This is a genomic window from Streptomyces sp. CY-1 (assembly GCF_047218265.1).
In the GTDB taxonomy this organism is placed as follows: Bacteria; Actinomycetota; Actinomycetes; order Streptomycetales; family Streptomycetaceae; genus Streptomyces; species Streptomyces niphimycinicus.
In genome coordinates this window covers 9,717,485-9,736,842 of sequence record NZ_CP178393.1, presented here as the reverse complement: position 1 = coordinate 9,736,842, position 19,358 = coordinate 9,717,485, and the positions used below count along the sequence as shown (strand labels likewise).

21 protein-coding genes are annotated in these 19,358 nt (G+C 72.2%); 5 read left to right on the top strand and 16 right to left on the bottom strand.

Going from position 1 to position 19,358, the window contains the following annotated elements; all coding sequences use genetic code 11:
- The first annotated feature begins 3 nt into the window (after positions 1-3).
- Positions 4-1,905 carry a CocE/NonD family hydrolase gene (locus ACK1X7_RS41995; RefSeq protein WP_413116504.1) on the top strand — a complete coding sequence of 634 codons (1,902 nt, stop codon included), beginning with the start codon at positions 4-6 and terminating at the stop codon, positions 1,903-1,905.
- Between the two features lie 21 nt (positions 1,906-1,926).
- On the opposite strand, the gene ACK1X7_RS41990 is transcribed toward ACK1X7_RS41995, so the two are convergent.
- From ACK1X7_RS41990 to ACK1X7_RS41925, 14 genes are all read right to left on the bottom strand, one after another.
- The gene (locus ACK1X7_RS41990; RefSeq protein WP_390794108.1) at positions 1,927-3,018 is read right to left on the bottom strand and encodes a DUF5937 family protein; all 1,092 of its coding nucleotides are present in this window, start codon (positions 3,016-3,018) and stop codon (positions 1,927-1,929) included.
- A gap of 131 nt (positions 3,019-3,149) precedes the next feature.
- On the bottom strand, positions 3,150-3,449 hold the full coding sequence (locus ACK1X7_RS41985) for a gas vesicle protein K (protein ID WP_382960249.1): 300 nt from the start codon (positions 3,447-3,449) through the stop codon (positions 3,150-3,152).
- Positions 3,439-3,651 (bottom strand): gas vesicle protein, encoded by a 213-nt coding sequence (locus ACK1X7_RS41980; RefSeq protein ID WP_413116503.1) that lies wholly within the window; start codon positions 3,649-3,651, stop codon positions 3,439-3,441. The genes ACK1X7_RS41985 and ACK1X7_RS41980 overlap by 11 nt, the downstream gene beginning before the upstream one ends.
- Positions 3,648-4,511: a GvpL/GvpF family gas vesicle protein gene (locus tag ACK1X7_RS41975; protein WP_413116502.1), complete on the bottom strand. Its 864-nt coding sequence runs from the start codon at positions 4,509-4,511 to the stop codon at positions 3,648-3,650. The genes ACK1X7_RS41980 and ACK1X7_RS41975 overlap by 4 nt, the downstream gene beginning before the upstream one ends.
- Positions 4,508-4,888 (bottom strand): gas vesicle protein, encoded by a 381-nt coding sequence (locus tag ACK1X7_RS41970; RefSeq protein WP_361497050.1) that lies wholly within the window; start codon positions 4,886-4,888, stop codon positions 4,508-4,510. Before ACK1X7_RS41970 ends, ACK1X7_RS41975 begins: the two co-directional genes overlap by 4 nt.
- Positions 4,885-5,310 (bottom strand): gas vesicle protein GvpO, encoded by a 426-nt coding sequence (gene gvpO / locus ACK1X7_RS41965; protein WP_390794107.1) that lies wholly within the window; start codon positions 5,308-5,310, stop codon positions 4,885-4,887. The genes ACK1X7_RS41970 and gvpO overlap by 4 nt, the downstream gene beginning before the upstream one ends.
- 3 nt (positions 5,311-5,313) lie before the next feature.
- Entirely contained in the window at positions 5,314-5,565 is a 252-nt protein-coding gene (locus ACK1X7_RS41960) for a gas vesicle protein GvpG (RefSeq protein WP_385147926.1), read from the bottom strand.
- 2 nt (positions 5,566-5,567) lie between these two features.
- The gene (locus ACK1X7_RS41955) at positions 5,568-6,362 is read right to left on the bottom strand and encodes a GvpL/GvpF family gas vesicle protein (protein WP_385147928.1); all 795 of its coding nucleotides are present in this window, start codon (positions 6,360-6,362) and stop codon (positions 5,568-5,570) included.
- On the bottom strand, positions 6,362-6,811 hold the full coding sequence (gvpJ, locus tag ACK1X7_RS41950; protein WP_390794106.1) for a gas vesicle protein GvpJ: 450 nt from the start codon (positions 6,809-6,811) through the stop codon (positions 6,362-6,364). The genes ACK1X7_RS41955 and gvpJ overlap by 1 nt, the downstream gene beginning before the upstream one ends.
- Positions 6,812-6,841: 30 nt before the next feature.
- A complete protein-coding gene (locus ACK1X7_RS41945) occupies positions 6,842-7,867 on the bottom strand; it encodes an SRPBCC family protein (RefSeq protein WP_385147934.1) in 1,026 nt (341 codons plus the stop codon).
- Positions 7,860-8,333, bottom strand: coding sequence for a hypothetical protein (locus ACK1X7_RS41940; RefSeq protein WP_385147937.1), 474 nt, complete (start codon positions 8,331-8,333; stop codon positions 7,860-7,862). Before ACK1X7_RS41940 ends, ACK1X7_RS41945 begins: the two co-directional genes overlap by 8 nt.
- An 85-nt stretch (positions 8,334-8,418) precedes the next feature.
- The gene (locus ACK1X7_RS41935; RefSeq protein WP_385147952.1) at positions 8,419-8,580 is read right to left on the bottom strand and encodes a hypothetical protein; all 162 of its coding nucleotides are present in this window, start codon (positions 8,578-8,580) and stop codon (positions 8,419-8,421) included.
- A 266-nt stretch (positions 8,581-8,846) separates the two neighbouring features.
- The gene (glpK, locus tag ACK1X7_RS41930; RefSeq protein WP_385147940.1) at positions 8,847-10,364 is read right to left on the bottom strand and encodes a glycerol kinase GlpK; all 1,518 of its coding nucleotides are present in this window, start codon (positions 10,362-10,364) and stop codon (positions 8,847-8,849) included.
- A 38-nt stretch (positions 10,365-10,402) separates the two neighbouring features.
- Positions 10,403-11,257 carry an MIP/aquaporin family protein gene (locus ACK1X7_RS41925; RefSeq protein WP_385147942.1) on the bottom strand — a complete coding sequence of 285 codons (855 nt, stop codon included), beginning with the start codon at positions 11,255-11,257 and terminating at the stop codon, positions 10,403-10,405.
- 213 nt (positions 11,258-11,470) lie between these two features.
- Between ACK1X7_RS41925 and ACK1X7_RS41920 the strand changes: the two genes are divergently transcribed.
- A complete protein-coding gene (locus ACK1X7_RS41920; RefSeq protein WP_385147946.1) occupies positions 11,471-12,742 on the top strand; it encodes an FAD-binding protein in 1,272 nt (423 codons plus the stop codon).
- A gap of 80 nt (positions 12,743-12,822) precedes the next feature.
- Here ACK1X7_RS41920 and ACK1X7_RS41915 read toward each other — a convergent pair whose 3' ends face one another.
- Both ACK1X7_RS41915 and ACK1X7_RS41910 read right to left on the bottom strand, forming a co-directional pair.
- Positions 12,823-15,234 carry a phosphoketolase family protein gene (locus ACK1X7_RS41915; protein WP_390794105.1) on the bottom strand — a complete coding sequence of 804 codons (2,412 nt, stop codon included), beginning with the start codon at positions 15,232-15,234 and terminating at the stop codon, positions 12,823-12,825.
- A 132-nt stretch (positions 15,235-15,366) separates the two neighbouring features.
- The gene (locus tag ACK1X7_RS41910) at positions 15,367-16,254 is read right to left on the bottom strand and encodes a universal stress protein (RefSeq protein WP_413116501.1); all 888 of its coding nucleotides are present in this window, start codon (positions 16,252-16,254) and stop codon (positions 15,367-15,369) included.
- A gap of 214 nt (positions 16,255-16,468) precedes the next feature.
- On the opposite strand from ACK1X7_RS41910, the gene ACK1X7_RS41905 reads away from it, so the two are divergent.
- The 3 genes from ACK1X7_RS41905 (at position 16,469) to ACK1X7_RS41895 (ending at position 19,316) form a co-directional block, all read left to right on the top strand.
- Positions 16,469-17,071, top strand: coding sequence for a CBS domain-containing protein (locus ACK1X7_RS41905; RefSeq protein ID WP_014056807.1), 603 nt, complete (start codon positions 16,469-16,471; stop codon positions 17,069-17,071).
- Positions 17,068-17,970 carry a universal stress protein gene (locus ACK1X7_RS41900; RefSeq protein ID WP_385156511.1) on the top strand — a complete coding sequence of 301 codons (903 nt, stop codon included), beginning with the start codon at positions 17,068-17,070 and terminating at the stop codon, positions 17,968-17,970. The genes ACK1X7_RS41905 and ACK1X7_RS41900 overlap by 4 nt, the downstream gene beginning before the upstream one ends.
- A gap of 491 nt (positions 17,971-18,461) precedes the next feature.
- Entirely contained in the window at positions 18,462-19,316 is an 855-nt protein-coding gene (locus tag ACK1X7_RS41895; protein WP_385156508.1) for a universal stress protein, read from the top strand.
- The last annotated feature ends 42 nt before the right edge of the window (positions 19,317-19,358 follow it).

Genomic DNA, 19,358 nt, shown 5'->3' with positions numbered 1-19,358 from the left:
TCCATGGCACGAACCAGCCAGACCGAAACGAGCGGGGACAGAGAGCGGGCCGCCTGGGAGGAGCCCGCCCGGCTGCTGGACGAGCGGGTGTGGCGACGCACCCTGCGCGTTCCGACGCGGGACGGGATCGTCCTGGCCGCCGATCTGTTCAGCGCCGAGGAGCGGCCCGGACCCCGTCCGGTCATCCTCGAACGGACCCCCTACGGCCGCCGCGACATACGCGACTCCGACCGCAGCCGCCACGACGAGCCGGTACCGACGCCGGAGGAGACCTCGGCGTTCTTCGTCCGCGCGGGGTACCACGTGGTGCGGCAGGACTGCCGGGGCCGCGGGGACTCGGACGGCACCTTCGTGAAGTATCTGGGCGAGGGGCCGGACGGCGCGGACACCATCGACTGGATCGCCGCCCAGCCCTGGTGCGACGGCCGGGTGGCCATGATGGGGGTGTCCTACTCGGCCCACGCCCAGACGGCGGCCGCGGCCGAGTCCCCCACCGGCCTGTCCGCGATGTTCATGGACTCCGGCGGCTTCGCCAGCGCCTACGAGGCCGGGATGCGGATGGGCGGCGCCTTCGAGCTCAAGCAGATCACCTGGGCCTTCCGGCACGGTGAGGAGAGCCCGGAGGCGGAGCGGGACCCGCTGGTGCGCAAGGCGTTCGCGGGGACGGATCTGCGCGACTGGTTCACCGTGCTGCCGTGGCGCACCGGCGTCTCCCCGCTGCGTCAGGTGGGGAGTTACGAGCGCTATCTGCTCGACCAGTGGCGGCATGACGCCTTCGGGGCGTACTGGCGCCAGCCGGCCATCTACGGGCGTGGCCACTACGACCGCTTCCCCGATGTGCCGAGCCTGCACATGTCGAGCTGGTACGACCCGTATGTGCGCTCCACCATCGAGAACTTCACCACCATGGGCCGTCTCAAGCGGTCCCCGGCGTATCTGGTGATGGGCCCGTGGAAGCACGGACTGCGCTGTGTCACCTTCGCCGGCGATGTGGACTTCGGGCCCGCCGCGACCTTCAGCGGCAATGTGGACACCTCGTATCTGTCCTTCCGGCAGCGCTGGTTCGACGCGGTGCTGGGGGGCGGCGATCCGGAGTCGATCCCGCGGGTGCGGTACTTCCTGATGGGCGGCGGGGACGGCCGGCGGGACGAGGCCGGGCGGATGCGGCACGGCGGCCGGTGGCACACCGACACCCAGTGGCCCCCGGCCGGGACCCGGGAGACGGCGTTCTACTGCCACGCCTCGGGCGAGCTGAGCGCGGAGCGGCCGGCTGCGACACGGGCCTGGGTGGAGTACGACTTCGACCCCAACGACCCGGTGCCGACGCTGGGCGGCCAGGTCACCTCGGGGGAGCCGGTGATGGTGGGCGGCGCCTTCGACCAGGTGCCGGACGAGCGGTTCTACGGCGCCCGCCCGCCGTATCTGCCGCTGAACTCCCGGCCCGATGTGATCTCGCTCGCCACCCCGCCGCTGGAGGAGCCGCTGGAGGTGGCCGGGCCGGTCACGGCGCGGCTGTTCATCTCCTCCTCCGCGCCGGACACCGACTTCACGGTGAAGCTGGTCGATGTGCATCCGCCGAACGAGGACTATCCCCACGGCTTCGCGATGAACCTCACCGAGGGCATCTTCCGCTGCCGCTTCCATGAGTCGTTCGAGCGCCCGGAGCCGCTGGAGCCGGGCGAGATCTACGAGATCGAGATCCCGGCGCCGGACACGGCCAACCGCTTCGAGGCCGGGCACCGGCTACGGGTGGACATCTCCTCCAGCGACTTCCCCCGGTTCGACGTCAATTCCAATACCGGGGTGCCGGAGGCGGTGAGCCGCCGCAAGGTGGTCGCGACCAACCGCGTCCACATGGACGCGGAGCGCCCCTCGGCGGTGCTGCTGTGGACCCGGCCGGGCTGACGGGCCGCGGTGGCCCGGCCGTCACCGCATGATGGTCGCCAGCACGTCCTGCCCCAGCCGGAGCAGGGTGCTGGTGGCCAGCCGGTGGTAGACGTACTTGCCCTCGCGCTCGGACTCGATGAGCCCGGCGTCCCTGAGCTGGCGCAGGGTGCGGGAGACCTGCGTATCGGCGAGCCCCATCCGCTGGGCCAGTTCGGAGGTGGTGATGGGCTCGCCCAGCAGATGGCGGCAGATCTCCATCCGGCCCAGGGACGCCAGTGCGGACATCCGGGCCCGCAGCTCCGCCTGGGTGAGCTGATCGGCCGTCCCGTCCTCCCGGGCGGCGAACTGGAGCACCACGGGGTGGCACTCCTCGTCCTTGACGGTCAGATGCGGCCAGACATGGACGGAGGGGAGCAGGAAGAGCGGGCGCGGGCCGATCTCGATCTCGGCGACGGCCAGCTTGTCGTAGCGCACCCGCTCCCCGCCCCGGGAGACCACCGCGGTGGGGCTGAGCCCGGCCAGCACCTCGGCCAGACCCCGCCGCCGGATGTCGCCGCCGACCCGGGCGGCGGCCGACTCCAGCCGGTCGCGGACCGTGCGCCACTCGGAGGCGAAGAACGCCTCGTGGCAGGAGTCGAGGAAGCACAGGAGCCGGCCGCGCAGCCCCTCGGGCGAGGCCACCAGATCGTGGGCCAGTTCGCCGCGCCGGATGGACCGCAGCTCGCACTGGGTCACATAGCGCTCGGCGGCCTCGGGGTCGGTGAGCAGGCTGCCGGCCGGGGGCACCGCCTCGCGGAAGCCGAGCACGCCCTGGGAGCACAGGCCCACGAACTCCTCGAGCGGCAGCTTCTCCAGATGGCGCAGCTCGTCCTCGAAGGGCTGGTCCAGCGGGAGCCCCAGTGGGAACAGCAGCCGGCAGCGGAGCCGGGCCCACAGCGGGGACAGAGCGCTCATCTCATGGGCGAGGGAGGGGGAGATCGCCGTCCCGAGCCGGTGCGTCCAGCGCTGGGCCTCGGGGTGGTGGTCGGGCTCGGCCATGATGTGCAGCACCGACATGAGCTCGGCCAGCGCCGACCGGCCGACGTACACATCGGCGGGTCGTGCGCGCTGGAGGTTGAGCGTGATCCCCACACCCGCACATTACTCGGCGGGTGACGGGCCCGGCCGGGGTGTCTCGCGAATCGGCGCCGGACCCCCAGGTCAGGGGCCTGAAGTGGCCGGGGCCGACGCGCGGGGTGACCGGGGCCCGGCCGCGGGGCCCGTCAGTCGCGGGGCAGCAGGGGGCCCAGCGGGCCCAGATCCAGGTTGAGGTCGTCCTCCGTCAGCCCGAAGTGCTCCCGCAGCTCGGCCATGTTCTGCTCCAGGGCCATCAGCGTCAGCCCGAGCTTCTCCATCTGTTCATCGCTGATGCCGCCCTGCTCGACGCGGCGCAGCGCCTGCCGCTCCATGAGCTGCCGCAGCAGCTCGACGATGGTGAGCACCAGACCGGCCAGGCTCTTGCGGACCGACTCCTCGTCCACCTCGATCCGCCGGCCGGGCCGGGGAGCGCGGTCAGCCGTCATGGCGGACCCCCTCCCTTCCTCCTCGTTCCTCCTCCTCGTTCTCCACCCGTACGGAGGCGATCAGGGCGCGCAGGGAGATCCGCACCAGGTCGATATCGGCGATGTTCAGGGTGATCTCCCCCGCGATCACCACGCCTCCGGCGAGCACCCGGTCGAGCAGGTCGACCAGGGCCACCTCCCTGCGCTCGATCGCACGGGTCACGGCGGCGCCTCCTCCGGCCGGACCTCTCCGGCTTCTCCTGCCTGCCCTTCCTGGCCGTCCTGGCCGTCCTGGCCGTCCTGGCCTTCCCGCTTCGGCGGAGCGGTGAAGGAGTACGGCGGCCAGGGACCGCTGACTTCCAGGGTGACGGCGGGGTAGCGCTCCCCCAGCGTGGTCACCAGGGCGGTGAACTCCTCGGTGAGGCCGTCGGGCACCAGATAGGAGTTGTTCAGCACCATCCATCCCTCGTACGCGGCCAGCGCGGTGTCCTGCGGTGGATGGGCGGCCGTCGCCACCGCCAGCGCGGCGAGGGAGGCGTGGATCTCCTCCGCCCGCTCGGTCGCCCGCAGATGCGCGGTCTCCTGGTCCTGCCGCTGGGCCCGGCGGCGCAGCAGATAGGCGGTGCCGGGGCTGTCCTCGCCGCCCGCGGGCTCATCCGGGTCGGGCAGGAAGGACCTGGGGTCGACATACGCCTTGACGCCCCACTCGGTGCGGCCCGCCACCCGCCGCAGCGTGGCGGTGAAGTCCTCCCGGCGCTCCTGGAGCATCGCGCGGACCCGGTCGTCGTCGTGGTAGAGCGTGGCGAAGCGCAGCGGGATGACCTGGCCCTGGCGGGCCGCGCCGTTGATCACCCGGTGGTGGGCGCGGGCCGTGCGCTCCAGCCACTCCAGGTCCTCCAGATGGCCGCGCAGCGCGTCCTCGTCGAACTCCTCCAGCGGTACGGAGCCCACGACGGCGGCCAGCCCCGCCTGCTCCACCAGGCGCACCGGCTCGTCCGCCACGCCGGTGAGCCCCGGTGGCGGGGCGCCGTCCTCGGGGGCGGCCAGCACCGCGTACAGCCAGGTGGCGAGGGAATCGGTCACCGTTCGTCCTCCCGCTCCGCGCCGCGGTCCACCTCGTGCGCGCCGGGGCCCTCCTCCAGCTCGCCCACGCGCCGCCGCAGCCGCTCGTTCTCCTCCAGGACGTCCCGGGCGCCGGACGAGAGCGTGGGGTCGTGCTCCCACCAGTCGATGCCCATCTCCTTGGCCCGGTCCACGGAGGCGACCAGCAGCCGGATCTTGATCGTCAGCAGTTCGATGTCCAGCAGATTGATCTGGATGTCACCGGCGATGACGATGCCCTTGTCGAGCACCCGCTCCAGGATGTCGGCCAGGCTGGAGGGCTCGGCGCCGCGCCGGGCCGGTTCGCGTGCGCCGCCGGTGCGCCGGACCGGCGCGTTCCAGTCGGAGCTCTGGTTCATGCCCGGTCATCCCCCCTGCCCCGGTAGTGGCGCTCGGTGCGGCGGTAGGAGGCGAGTTCGCCGCTGTCGTCCAGTTCGACCTGGTACTCGGCGAGGATGTCGGTGGAGTCCGGTATCCGGCGGGTCTCGACGACCTCGATGCCGATGACCCAGCCGTCCTTCCCGCGCTCCAGGGAGGTGACGCCCTCCGCGGCCCGTCCGGTCAGCCCCTCCACATGGCGGGCCGCTCTCCGCGCGGCGTCGCGGGCGTCGAGGGCGGGACGGCGGGGCCGCTCCCGCTCATGGCCCCGCTCATGCCGGTCCCGTTCCGCACGGGGCCGGGTGCGCGGCCGCTCCTCACGGCTGCGCTCCTCGCGATGGCGCTCCTCGTCGTGGCGCTCCTCGCGGTGCCCCTCCTCGCGAGGCCGTTCCTCAGGGGGCACGGCTCACACCTCCAGGCCCCCGCCGGGCGGCCCCTGGGACATCAGCCTGCGAACCAACTCGTCCTCCTCGCGGGCCGCCTCCTCCTCGGTGAGCTCTCCGCTCTCGCGGGCCTCCGCGACCTCCTCCAGCCGCTGCTTGATCACCTCGGGGTCGTAGAGCTGCCGATGGGCCTCGTCATGGAGCCGCTCGGCGACCCAGACGACACCTCGCACCGGGGCCAGCGGCAGCGTGGCCAGGCCGGTGAACAGTCCCATGGCTACTCGTCGCCTTCCTCTCCTCCGGGTCCTTCGACAATCGCGTCCGCCACGAAGTCGTACGGCGCAAGCGGGCCGATCAGCCGCAGCCGGACCCGGCCGTGCCAGTGCTCGGCCAGTTCCTCGGCCGCCTCCTCGAATGCCTGCCGCTTCGCGTCCTCCACCAGGAACGAGGCGTTGGCCAGCCCTTCGGCGGACGCCGCCTCCTGTGACACCGAGGCCAGTGCGTACGGCCCCAGCCGCCGGTCGAGCTCCAGCGCGTCCACGCTCCGCTTCGCGTCGATGGTGTCCAGGACGAGCCGGCCGAGCTGGATCCGCTGCTCGTACCCCTCCTCCTCCGGCAGCCCCCGCAGCTCCTCGCGGAGCCGTCTGGCCTCCGGCTGTTCGGTCACCACCTCGCGCAGGACCGCGTCCTGCTCATACCGGGCCCGCACGGTGAGCTGCGAGCGGCCGCGGAGCCGGTCGAGGCCGCGGGCGAAGTCGTCGTGCCCCTCGGCCAGCAGCTCGTCGGTCACCGCCGCGGTGTCGCGCACCACGGTGCCGAAGCGGAACGGCAGCACCGGTGGACCCTGCTCGGCCAGGCTGTCCAGCACCTTGGCATGGGTGCGCAGATCCTCGGGGGTGCCCAGCGGCTTGCCGACAGGCACCTCGCTGACCACCGCGGCCTGACCGCGGTGGCGGACCAGGGTCACCGGCGCCTCCGGATCCCCGACGGCGGGCAGGTCCTTGACCGCCTCATCGGTCCGGTCGTCCGTGACGACCCCGTAGACATAGCAGGCACGTGCGTCCTCGGCCATCACCGCTCGCGCTCCCTGTGGCTGGTGGAACCCCTCGTACGCCGGTGCCTCTCCCGCTCCTCGGGCTCGGGCTCCCGGTCCTCGTCGTCATCGTCATCGTCGTGCAGCAGATCCGAGACCGATTCCTTGACGCCTTCCAGGGCGCCCTTGGTCTTCTTCTTGCCGCCGCCCTCCCGGAGGTCGTCCATGAGGCCGGGCAGGCCGTGGGTCTCGGTGCCGCTGCGGGCGAGGTCGAGGCGGTTGGTCGCCTCCGCGAACCGCAGATACGTGTCCACGCTGGCGACGACGATCCGGGCGTCGATGGTCAGGAGCTCGATGCCCACCAGGGACACCCGCACATACACATCGATGACCAGGCCCTTGTCCAGGATCAGGTCGACCACGTCGACCAGGGCGCTGGAACTCGCCCGGTCCAGATACTGGCTCTGCTGCTGGCGTGCTACGGTCACCGCGCTCACCCGTTCCCGGGGCGGGATCCCTCAGCGGCGCGTGCGGCGCCGTGCGGGCTCCTCGTCCTCGTACTCCTCCTCGTCTTCGTCCCGGGGCTCCTCGTCCTCGTACTCCTCGGACTCCTCGGACTCCTCGGGCTCTTCCTCCTCGTCGTACTCCTCGCGCTCTTCGCCTTCTTCGCCTTCTTCGCCCTCCCCCTCCTCTCGCTCGTCCCCCTCCACGATCTCGCCGTCGTGCACCACACCGCGCCAGCCCACGACCTCGTCGGGGTTGAGCAGCACCTCGCGCATGAGATGACGGCGGAAGTGCTTCAACTCCAGACGCACCCGGCGGCCCTGGGCACGCCAGAGGTTGCCGGTGCGCTCCATGAAGCCCTGCGGCCAGTACTCCAGGACGAACAGGATCCGGGTGAGCTCGGGGGCCAGCTCATGGAAGGTGATCGTGCCGTCCACATGGCCCTTGTCCGCCCGTGACGTCCAGATGATCCGCTTGTCGGGCACCTGCTCGACGACCTCTGCCTGCCACTTGCGGTGCGACCAGAAGACCTGGGCCTTCCACTCGGATTCCGTCCCGGGCACGTCCTCGTCCTCGCTCTCCTCCTCGCCCTTGTTCTGGACGTCCTCGACCTTCTTCATGTACGAGGGGAAGTTCTCCCACTCCGTCCAGAGGTTGTAGGTGAGGGAGAGGGGCGCGCCCACGTCGATCTGCTCCACGATGTTGGTGACCTTGAGCTTCTTGCCGCCCTTGCCGCCACCGTCGCCGCCACCGCCGAGGCCCGGGATGAAGCTCTTGGCCTTGTCGACGACCTTTTCCTTGACCTGGTCCTTGACCTTGTCCTTGGCCGTGTCGACGACCTTGTCCTTGACCTGTTCCAGCTCGCTCTTCAGCCCGCCCTTCAGCGCGCCGCCGATCCCGGGGTTTCCTCCCAGGTGGGTGACCGATTCCAGAGCCTTTTCGCCCAGCGCCATCAGCAGGCCCTGTGCTTCCTTCACCAGGCGGTCGGTGGGCAGCGCGCCGCGCCCGCCGGCCCGTCCCTTGGGAGTTTCCTCAGCCATGGCCCTCACCTCTGGCTTCGTCGCGCGGGCCCTTCGCAGCCGTCCGCTTCCTGGCCTGCGCCGGACGGTCGGCCGGCTTGCGCTGCTGCTTGCCGGTGCGCTCGCGTGGCTCGCGCTCCTCATGCTCGTCCGGCTCCTCATGCTCCCCGTCCTCCGGCTCCCCGCCCCCCGCGCCGCCGGTGCGCAGCGCCGTGGCGCGGTGCTCCAGCCGGTCGCTCAGGGCGTCGATGCGGTTACTGGCCGCCGACATGGCCGCCTCCCGGCCCGCGGAGACCAGCCGGCTGCCGATCTCCTGTCCCAGCTTGCCGAGTTCGGAGGACTTCAGTGCCTGGGCGCCCGGTGGGCTCATACCGGAGAGCCGTTTGCCCGCGGCGAGACCGGCGAGGCCGAGGATCAGGGTCCCCCTGTGGCCGCGCCCGAAGAGATAGCCGCTGACGAAGGCCAGCGCCACCCGAGCGTTCTTCATGATCGCTCCTCCTCCCGGAGCTGAACGAGACAGCCGTTCGGATGCATATAGCCAAGTATGGTGCATTTCACCCTATTGAGTGACCTCAGGCCGCGAGCACCGGATGCGGGGCCTGCGCCAACGGGAGTTCATGCGAGACCACGAAGCCGGCCACCGCGTCGATGCCCTTGTCGATGCCCTCGCCGCCGGTACGGTCCGGCCCGCGCCATAGACGGCCACGCTCTCGCCCGGGGAGAGCCGTAGGCACCGCCCGCGAAACCGGGGTTGACGGTGAGACAGAAGCCGGTGTCGCCCGCGAGGCAGTTCTCGCAGAATCCGCGGGCCACGTTGAACGGCACGACACGCGGACGCAGATCGGAGCCGCGGATCTCACCTGGATCACCTCCGCGTCGGATGCTGACGGGCGGCGGTGGTGGCGGAAACGGCCGGTCCCAGGGTGTCTCGGCCACCACCGGGTACTTCCAGCGAAACGCCGTCGGACGCCCGGCGCAACCGGGTCCCGTGCTCCGGGGCCTACTCGACCGTGATCCAGTCCAGGGTGCGCTGGACGGCCTTCTTCCAGCCCGTGTACCCCTCCTCCCTGGCCTTCTGGTCCCACTGGGGCTCCCACCGCCTGGACTCGCTCCAGTGGGAGCGCAGCTCATCGGTGTCCCGCCAGAAACCCGTGGCCAGCCCCGCTGCGTAGGCGGCGCCCAGGGCGGTGGTCTCGGCGATGACGGGGCGGCTGACCGGTACGCCCAGCACATCGGCCTGGATCTGCATGCACAGCTCGTTGTCGGTCACCCCGCCGTCCACCCGAAGGACGTCCAGGTGGATGTCGGCATCCCGCTCCATGGCCTCGACCACGTCCCGGCTCTGGTAGCAGATGGCCTCCAGGGTGGCCCTGGCGATATGGCCATTGGTGTTGAAGCGGGTGAGGCCGACGATCGCGCCCCGGGCGTCGGAGCGCCAGTACGGGGCGAAGAGCCCGGAGAACGCGGGCACGAAGTACACCCCGCCGTTGTCCTCGACGGTGCGGGCGAGCCGCTCGCTCCCGGGGGCGTCGTCGATCATCTTCATCTGGTCGCGCAGCCACTGGACGGCCGAGCCGGTGACGGCGATCGAGCCCTCCAGGGCGTAGACGGGAGGGCTGTCGCCGAACTGGTACGCCACGGTCGTGAGCAGCCCGCTGGTCGAGCGGATCAGCTCCGCTCCGGTGTTGAGCAGCAGGAAGTTACCGGTGCCATAGGTGTTCTTGGCCTCGCCGGGGGCGAAGCAGACCTGGCCGACCGTGGCCGCCTGCTGGTCGCCGAGGACGCCGGTGATGGGGGTGGCGGTGCGCAGCGGGCGGGAGGTGCGGGCCTGGCCGAACGCCTCGGGGTGGGAGGAGGGGTTGATCGTCGGCAGCATCGCGCGTGGAATGCCGAAGATCTCCAGTAGTTCGTCGTCCCAGTCCAGCGTCTCCAGGTTCATCAGCATGGTGCGGCTGGCGTTGGTGACATCGGTGGCGTGGATACCGGCGCCGGGGCCGCCGGTGAGGTTCCACAGCACCCAGGCGTCGGTGTTGCCGAAGAGGGCGTGGCCGCGCTCGGCGGCCTCACGGACGCCCTCGACGTTCTCCAGAATCCATTTGATCTTGCCGCCGGAGAAGTAGGTGGCGGGCGGCAGCCCCGCCTTGCGCCGGATGATCTCGCCACGGCCGTCCCGTTCGAGGGCGGCGGCGATGGTGTCGGTGCGGGTGTCCTGCCAGACGATGGCGTTGTAGTACGGGCGGCCGTTGCGCGGATCCCAGATCACCGTGGTCTCGCGCTGATTGGTGATGCCGATCGCGGTCAGGTCGGCGGGCGAGAGGCCGCCCTCGCGGAGGGCGTTCTGCATCACGGAGTTGGTGCGCTCGTAGATCTCCACCGGATCGTGCTCGACCCACCCCGCACGCGGCAGGATCTGGCGGTGCTCGAGCTGGTAGCGAGCCACCTCGTCGCCGTCGTGGTTGAAGATCATGAAGCGGGTGCTGGTGGTTCCCTGGTCCACCGCACCGACGAATTCCGGCATGATGCCGCCTCTCGTGGGTGGGGTCCGGCCCGGATCGGCTATTCGGGGGTGGGGGTGCGGCCCACCTCCGGTGTGGCCACCGGGAGGTAGCGAGTGATCAGGACCTGGTAGAGGGCGGCGCCGATCAGCCCCCCGACCAGCGGGCCCACGATCGGCACCCAGAAGTAGATGTCCCCGTACTGATCCCGCCAGGCGCTGTGATAGCCGGTGAGGAAGCTGGCCAGCCGGGGGCCGAAGTCACGCGCCGGGTTGATGGCGTACCCCGCGTCGGCGCCCCACGCCATGCCGATCGCGACCACGATCAGGCCGATGATGAGCGGCCCCAGATTGGCCTTGGGGGCCGAGTTCAGCAGATCGGTGACGGCGAAGATGAGCAGTACCAGGATGGCGGTGCCGATGATCTGGTCGCGCAGCGCGCCCCATTCGCTGACCGGAAGGACGCCGTTGCCGGGGAGAGTGGAGAAGACGAACTGGGTCTTGAAGGTGTGCCCCGGGTCGGCGTGGCCCAGCGCCTCGGTGTAGTTCCAGCGCACCAGCAGCGCCCCGACGAACGCGCCGAGCGTCTGGGCCCCCACGTACGGCAGGACCTTGCTCCAGGGGAAGCCCTTGAAGGCCGCCAGGGAGACGGTGACCGCCGGGTTGATATGGGCCCCGCTGAGCCGCGCCGCCACATACACACCGAGGGTGACGCCCAGGCCCCAGGCCCAGGCGATGGAGTCGTGGTCGCCGAGACCGCCCGGGGGCTTGGTGAGCGCGCCACCGGCCACGACCTGGGCCACGACGCCGCAGCCGAAGAGGATCAGCACCATGGTGCCCGCGAACTCCGCGCAGAGCTCGCCGATCAGTGCCGACCTCGGGTGGTTCGCCTCCGGGGCAGCCTTCGGGTCAGTCATGCGCCCATCCTGGGCGCGCGGCGGCACGGCGGCCCGTCCTGCTGGGCCGTACGGGGCATGGACGGTCTTGGACGGGGCGCGGAAGCGAATCGTCGACGGGTCATGGACAGGTCAGGGACGGCGCAACCCGGTCTGTACGGATCAGGGTGCGGCCCTGTACCAAGGTCAGGACACCATCACCCATCGCCCTCCAGCGGAAACAGGACGACACGGATGCCGACCACCCACGCCCCGACGAACTGGGCCGGGAACATCACCTTCTCCGCCGCCCGGCTGCACCACCCGGACACCATCGACGAGCTGCGGCGGATCGTCCGCTCCGCCGACCGGGTGCGGGTGCTCGGCACGGGCCACTCCTTCAACCGCATCGCCGACACCGAGGGCGATCTGGTGAACCTGGACCGGCTGCCGCACCGGGTGGAGATCGACCCCGGCAAGCGCACCGCGACCATCGGGGCGGGCATGCGCTACGCCCATGTGGCCCAGGCCCTGCACACGGAGGGCCTGGCCCTGGCCAACCTCGCCTCGCTGCCGCACATCACGGTCGCGGGAGCCTGTGCCACCGCCACCCATGGCTCGGGGAGCGCCCAGCGGTGTCTGGCGGCGGCGGTCGCGGGGCTGGAGATCGTCGGCCCCGACGGCGAGGTGACCCGGATGAGCCGGGACGAGGACCGGGACCGGCTGAACGGGGCCGTGGTCGGCCTCGGCGGACTGGGCGTCGTCACCGCCATGACGCTGGACATCGAGCCCACCTACGACGTGGCCCAGTGGGTGTGGACCGGGCTTCCGCTGGACCGGCTGGACGACAGCTTCGAGGAGATCTTCGGCGCCGCCTACAGCGTCAGCGTCTTCACCGACTGGCACTCGGGCGAGGGGGTGGTGTGGCTGAAGTGCCGCACCGATCTGCCCGATCCCCCGGAGCCCGGGCAGCCGTGGCTGGGGGCCGTCCCGGCCGTCCGCCACCACCATCCGGTGCCCGCGATGCCGCCGCTGCACTGCACCGAGCAGTTGGGCGCGCCGGGGCCGTGGCATGAGCGGCTGCCGCACTTCCGACCGGACTTCACCCCCAGCAACGGCGATGAGCTCCAGTCGGAGCTGCTGCTGCCGCACGAGTCCGCCTCGGCGGCGTTCGCCGCGCTGCGCGGCCTCGGCGACCGGATCGCGCCCGTGGTGCAGGTGTCCGAGGTCCGTACGGTCGCGGCGGACGAGCTGTGGCTGAGCCCCGCGTACGGCAGGGACAGCGTCGCGTTCCACTTCACCTGGGTCCCCGACCATGACGCGGTGATCGAGGTGGTGGCCGCGATGGAGGAGGCGCTGCTGCCGCTGGGCGCGCGGCCGCATTGGGGCAAGCTGACGACGGCCGCCCCCGAGCGGATCCTCTCCTCGTACGACCGGGCCGCCGACTTCGCGCGGCTGCTGGCCGAGCACGACCCGGCGGGGAAGTTCCGCAACGCCTATCTGGACGGCTACTTCCCCACCGGCTGAGCCCGTCGATCCGAGGGGTGAGCCCGTCGCCCGCCCGGTGAGCCCGTCGGCCCGCCGGGCGGGAGCATCCGGGCCGGTCCTCAGCCGGTCCAGGACCATTCGGCGACCTCGGGCATATCGGTGCCGTGCTCGCGGATCCAGGCGTGGTGGCGGGTGCGGGCGTCCTGCATCCGCTGCCGTACGGCCACGGCGCGCGCCGCGAGCCCCGGGGTCCGGTCGATGACGTCCATCACCAGCCGGAAGCGGTCCAGGTCGTTGCGGACCACCATGTCGAACGGTGTGGTCGTGGTGCCCATCTCCTTGTAGCCGCGCACATGCAGATGCGGGTGGACGGCCCGGCGGTAGGACAGCCGATGCACCAGCCACGGATACCCGTGGTAGGCGAAGATGACCGGCCGGTCGCGGGTGAACAAGGCGTCGAACTCATGGTCCGACATCCCGTGCGGATGCTCCTCCTTCGGCAGCAGCCGGGTCATGTCGACGACGTTGACCACGCGCACGGCCACATCGGGCAGATGGCGGCGGAGGATCCCGGCCGCCGCGACCACCTCCTGGGTGGGCACGTCACCCGCGCCGGCCAGCACCACATCCGGCTCCCCCGCGCCGTTCTCGGTTCCGGCCCAGTCCCAGGTCCCGGCGCCGCGGGCGCAGTGGGCGCGTGCCTGGTCGAGATCGAGCCAGTCGAAGCAGGGCTGTTTGCCCGCGACGACGACATTGACGTAGTCGCGGGTGCGCAGGACATGGTCGGCCACGCTGAGCAGGGTGTTGGTGTCCGGCGGCAGATAGACCCGCACCACTTCCGGGCTCTTGTTGAGCACATGGTCGACAAAACCGGGGTCCTGGTGCGAGAAGCCGTTGTGGTCCTGGCGCCACACATGGGAGGTCAGCAGATAGTTGAGGGAGGCCACGGGGCGCCGCCAGGGCAGTGAGCGGGACACCTTCAGCCATTTGATGTGCTGGTTGACCATGGAGTCGACGATGTGCACGAACGCCTCGTAGCAGGAGAAGAGGCCATGCCGCCCGGTCAGCAGATAGCCCTCCAGCCAGCCCTGGCAGAGGTGCTCGGAGAGGATCTCCATGACCCGGCCGCTGCGGCTGAGGTGCTCATCGGTGGGCAGGACGGCCTCCTGCCACGCCTTGCCGGTGGCCCGGAAGAGGCCCTCCAGCCGGTTGGAGGCGGTCTCGTCGGGGCCGACCACCCGGAAGTCGCGGCGGGCGGCGGTGTCCTCCATGACCCTCTCCAGCAGCCCGCCGAGGACCCGGGTCGGCTCGTGGAGGGTCGCACCGGGCTTGTCCACGGGGACCCCGTACCGCTCCAGGGCGGGCAGCGGCAGCGAGCGCAGCAGCCGCCCGCCGTTGGCGTGCGGATTGGCGCCCAGGCGGCGGTCGCCCTCCGGGACGTCGGCCAGGAGCGGCGGCCGGGGCCGCCCGTCGGCGTCGAAGAGCTCCTCGGGGCGGTACGAACGCAGCCAGCGCTCGAGCTGCCGCAGATGCTCCGGGTTCTCCCGGACGCCCGGCAGCGGGACCTGATGGGCGCGCCAGGTGCCCTCCACGGGGAGCCCGTCGACCACCTCGGGCCCGGTCCAGCCCTTGGGCGTACGGAGCACGATCACCGGCCAGCGCGGCCGCTCGGCGGCGCCCTCCTGGCGGGCGGTGCGTTCCTCGCGGGCGGTGCGCTGGAGCAGGGCGATCCGGTCCAGGGCCTCGTCCAGGGCGTACGCCATGGCCCGGTGCACCGCGAGCGGTTCGTCCCCGGTGACGTGGATCGGCTCATGGCCGTAGCCGCGCAGCAGCTCGTCGAGTTCGGGCCGGGGCAGCCGGGCGAGGACCGTGGGGTTGGCGATCTTGTACCCGTTGAGATGGAGGATCGGCAGCACGGCGCCGTCGTGGACAGGGTCCAGGAATTTGTTCGCGTGCCAGGAGCCGGCCAGCGGACCGGTCTCCGCCTCGCCGTCGCCGATGACGCAGGCGACCAGCAGTCCGGGGTTGTCCAGCGCGGCCCCGTAGGCGTGGGCGAGGGAATAGCCGAGCTCACCGCCCTCGTGGATCGAGCCGGGGGTCTCGGGGGCGACATGGCTGGGCACCCCGCCGGGGAAGGAGAACTGCCGGAAGAGCCGGGCCATGCCCGCCGCGTCCCGGCCGACATCCGGATAGATCTCGGAGTAGCTGCCGTCCAGCCAGGAACCGGCGAGCACCGCGGGACCGCCGTGGCCGGGGCCCCAGACACAGATGGCGTCCAGGTCGCGGTCCTTGATGACGCGGTTCAGGTGGGTGTGGACGAGGTTGAGGCCGGGTGAGGTGCCCCAGTGGCCCAGCAGCCGGGGCTTGATGTGGTCCGGGCGCAGCGGCTCGGTCAGCAGGGGGTTGGCCAGCAGATAGATCTGGCCCGCCGCGAGGTAGTTGGCGGCGCGCCAGTGGGCGTCCAGGGCGCGGATCCGGTCGTCCCCGAGCCCGCTGTCCGGCGAGCCCGTCGTGGTCGGTGCGTCTGGCATGGACCTCTCTCCCTCGTGGTATCCGGTGTCCGGTGGTGTGCCCCCGTGGTGTCCGGTTGCCTTGCCCAACGGTCGCGTCATCCGCCCGCCGGTCGCGCTACCCGGCGCCGCCGGTCGCGGCGTCCCAGCCGTTCAGACCCGCTCCGGCACGATCACCACCGGGCAGGGCGCGTGGTGCAGTGCCGCGTGGGCGACGCGGCCGAGCTCCAGCCCCACAGCGTGCCCGTGGCCGCGGCGGGCGCCGAGTACCAGCAGATCGGCGGTGGCCGCCGCGTGGAGGAGCGCCTTGCGGGCCGTTCCCTCGACCGTCTCGCGGTGGACGGTCACCTCGGGGTGGTCCCGTCCGGGGGTCCGCAGGGCGTGATCCAGCGTCCGCTCCGCCCGTGCCCAGTGGGCACGTACCGGGTCCCCCTCCAGCAGCAGTTCATCCGTCACCTCACCGGCCGGGGCGCGCCAGGCGCGTACGCCTTCCAGGGTGCGGCCGCTCACCTCGGCCTCGCGGAAGGCGAACCGGGTCGCGGCCGAGGGGCCGGCCGTCTCGCCCACGCCGAGCACGATCCGGCCGAAGGCACCGCGCCGGTTGGGCTCGCCGCCGCGTACGACGGTGACCGGGCACGAGGCGCGGGCGGCGACCGCGAGGCTGACCGAGCCGAGCAGCAGCGCGGCGAGTTCGCCGCGGCCGCGGGAGCCGGTGACCAGGCCCGAGGCGTCCCGGCCGGCGCGCAGCAGCGCGGCGACCGGGTCCTCCGGCAGGACCTCGGCGCAGACCTTCACCTCGGGTCCGCACCGGTGGGCGCGCTCCGCGGCCAAGGTGGCGATCTCCTCGTCCCGGATCAGCTCCCAGGGGCGCGCCGGGTCGGCGGCGGGGGCGATGCCCTCGTACCGCTGCCACAGCGAGGCGTGGATCAGCCGCAGCGGCACCCCGTGCCGGGCCGCCGCTTCCACCGCCCAGTCCACGGCCTGAAGGCTGTAGTGCGAGCCGTCGACGCCCACGACGAGGGGAAGGTCCGCCGTCTCCACCGTTTCCACCACCTTCCGCGCGGCGGCCGCACTGTGCCGACGCCTCTTCACCCTCGCGGCCGTGCGGGATCCGGCGCGAGGGGCGTTTCGGCCCCGCCGGGGGTCGTTCGGCCCAGGGTGCCCATGCGGGCCGAACGGTCCGCATCGGACCCCGGGCAGCCCAAGAGGGCGGGCGGGTCGCCGTCCGAGGCTGGGACCGACCGGGGAGGCACGGATGAAGCACCGCAAGATCGGCAACGTGATGACCGACGACGTCGTCCGGGTGAGTTCCATGACCTCGTTCGACGAGGTCGGTGCGCTGCTCTCCCGGCACCGCTTCAACGGGCTGCCCGTGGTGGACGACGACGACAAGGTGGTCGGCATGATCACTGGGACCGATCTCAGCGAACCCGCCCCGACGGCCGGGCAACTGATGTCGCGCCCCGCGGTCACCGTGCGCCCCCAGGACAGCATCGTGGACGCGGCCCGCGCGATGGACCGCCATCGCGTCGAGCGGCTCCCCGTCGTCGACGAGGAGGAGCGGCTGATCGGCATCGTCACCCGCCGGGATCTGCTGCGGGTCTTCCTCCGCCCGGACGACGAGATCCGTGCCGAGGTGATCGACGAGGTGCTGGTCCGCTCGCTGTGGCTGGGCCCGCAGTCGGTCGCCGTCACCGTGACCGACGGGATCGTACGGCTGGAGGGACAACTGGACCGGCACAGCGAGATCCCCATCGCGGTCCGGATGACCGGACAGGTGGACGGCGTGGTGGCCGTGGTCGACCGGCTCACCTATCTGATCGACGACTCCGCCGGCCGGGGAGGTGCGCGGCGATGACCCACCCGGCCAAGCCGGTGCGGGACGGCCGGGTGGTGGTGGGCCTGGACGGCTCGGACAGCGCGTGGGCCGCGCTGGACGGGGCGGTCGCCGAGGCGCGGCGCCGTCACGCCACGCTGGAGATCGTGCACGCCTGGCCGTGGGCGCGGACCGACCCGCTCGCCTTCGACCCGGACAGCGAACCCCGGCGGCCCGCGGTGGAGATCGCCAGAACCGTGCTGCGGCTGGCCGTGTCCCGCGCCCAGGAGCAGGATCCGGAGCTGCGGATCGTGCCCACCCTGACGGCGCAGGACGCGGTGCCCGAGCTGCTGCGGATCGGCGGGGACGCCGCGCTGATCGTCATCGGCACCCGGGGTCTTGGCGGTTTCACCGGGCTGCTGCTCGGCTCGGTCGGGCTGCGGCTGGCCGCCCACACCCGGCGCCCGCTGCTGGTGGTACGCGGCGGGCCGACGACGACGTACGGGCCCGAGAGCCACGGCAAGGTGCTGGTCGGGGTGGAGAGCGGCGCGGACGCGGCGGCGGCCCGGTTCGCCTTCGAGGAGGCGAAGCGGCGCCGCGCCCGGCTGCGGGTGCTCTACGCCTGGCCGCGGCCCCGGGTCTTCGCGGGCGATCACGCGCTGCCCGCACGCGAGGTGGTGGCGCTGCGCGCCGAGCGGGAACAGACGGTGGCCCACGGCATGGTGGCCGGCCTGCGCGAGGAGTTCGGGCAGATCCGGGTACGCGAGCACACCACCCACACCGCCCCCGCCCAGGCCCTGGTGGAGGCGTCCCGAGCGGCGGACGTCCTGGTACTCGCCGTCCACCGGCGCACCCCCCGCCTCGGCATGCAACTGGGCCCGGTCACCCACGCGGCCCTCCACCATGCGCACTGCCCGGTGGTGCTGGTGCCGGTGGAGTAGCTCGGGGGCCGGGACGGAATGGGCCCCGGCCCGGCGCGGAGACCGGTCGGCCGTGTCGGGCCAGGGCGGTGGAAAGGGCCGGAAGACCTGGTCCCTGGGACCCTGCCGGGACCGGTCGGCCCTGTCGGTGGGGGCCCGGTCATGGTCCGCTGGAGATGGCACCGGGGGCATCCGGCAGACGCGGAGAAGCGGACGCCTGAGTTCCGTGCACCGCGCAATCAGGGCCCGCGAGAAGTGGGCGCCCCCGGCGCCACGCCTCGGACTGGGCGCCTCCCAGCGGTGACCGCGGCCATGGACAAGCGGCCATGGACAAGGGGCGCGTCGCCGCCGTGAGGGCACGCGTGCGGGCCGCGGTCGGGCATGCGGCGCCGCGTCGCGAGTGGCCGCGCGTGATCAGCCGTCGGCTGACGGACAGCGGCCGGCGGCCGGCGGCTCGTACGTCCCCGAGGCGGGCCGAGGTGCCGAGTGGGTCTGCCGGGAAGGAGGCAGCGATGGCGCGCCCCGTAACCGTCGGGCTGGACGGTTCCCCCGAGAGTCTGGCCGCCGCCGGATGGGCTGCCCATGAGGCCCGTTCGCGCGACGCCCCACTTCGGCTGGTGAACGCCTGGCCGGGGCCTGATCAGAAGGATCTGACACCGGGCCGGGAGGCCGCCTGGCACTACTGGGCCGAGCGCGCCCTGGGTTCGGCCAGCGCCGAGCTGGACGCCGACCACCCGGACATGGCGATCCTCACCGATCAGATCCCCGGCCGGCCCGCGCCCGTCCTGCTGGCCGAGGCGGAGCGCGCCCAACTGCTGGTGGTGGGGTCCCGCTCGATCGGCACGGTCGCCGGATTCTTCCTCGGCTCCGTCGGTCTGGAGCTCGCCGCACGCGCCATGACCCCCGTGGTCCTGGTGCGGGCGGACGCGCACGAGGACCGGCAGGGCGATGTGGTGGTCGGGGTGGAGCCGGGCGAGCCGGGCGACGACATCCTGGAGTTCGCCTTCGACGCCGCGGCCCGCCGCGACGGTGTGCTGCGGGCCGTCTACGCCAGCCGGGTCCCCGCCATCCGGGGCGATGCCCCCTGGGTGGTGGACGTGGGGCTGAGCGACGCGCGCAAGGAGTCCGAGCACGCGCTGGGCGAGGTGCTGGCGCCGTGGCGGGACAAGTTCCCCGAGGTGCGGGTCTTCGAGGAGATCGCGTCGGACAGCCCGGCCCGGCAGCTCGTGGGCGTGGCGGCGGGAACGGCGCTGATGGTCGTGGGCCGTGGTCCGCGCCAGGTGGGGTTCGGTCCCAGGCTGGGGCCGGTCACCCAGGCCGTGGCGCACCACGCCGCCTGCCCGGTCGCGATCGTGCCCCAGCGATGAGACCCCGGGCCACTCGGCCACCGCGCCGCACGAGGCGCCCGA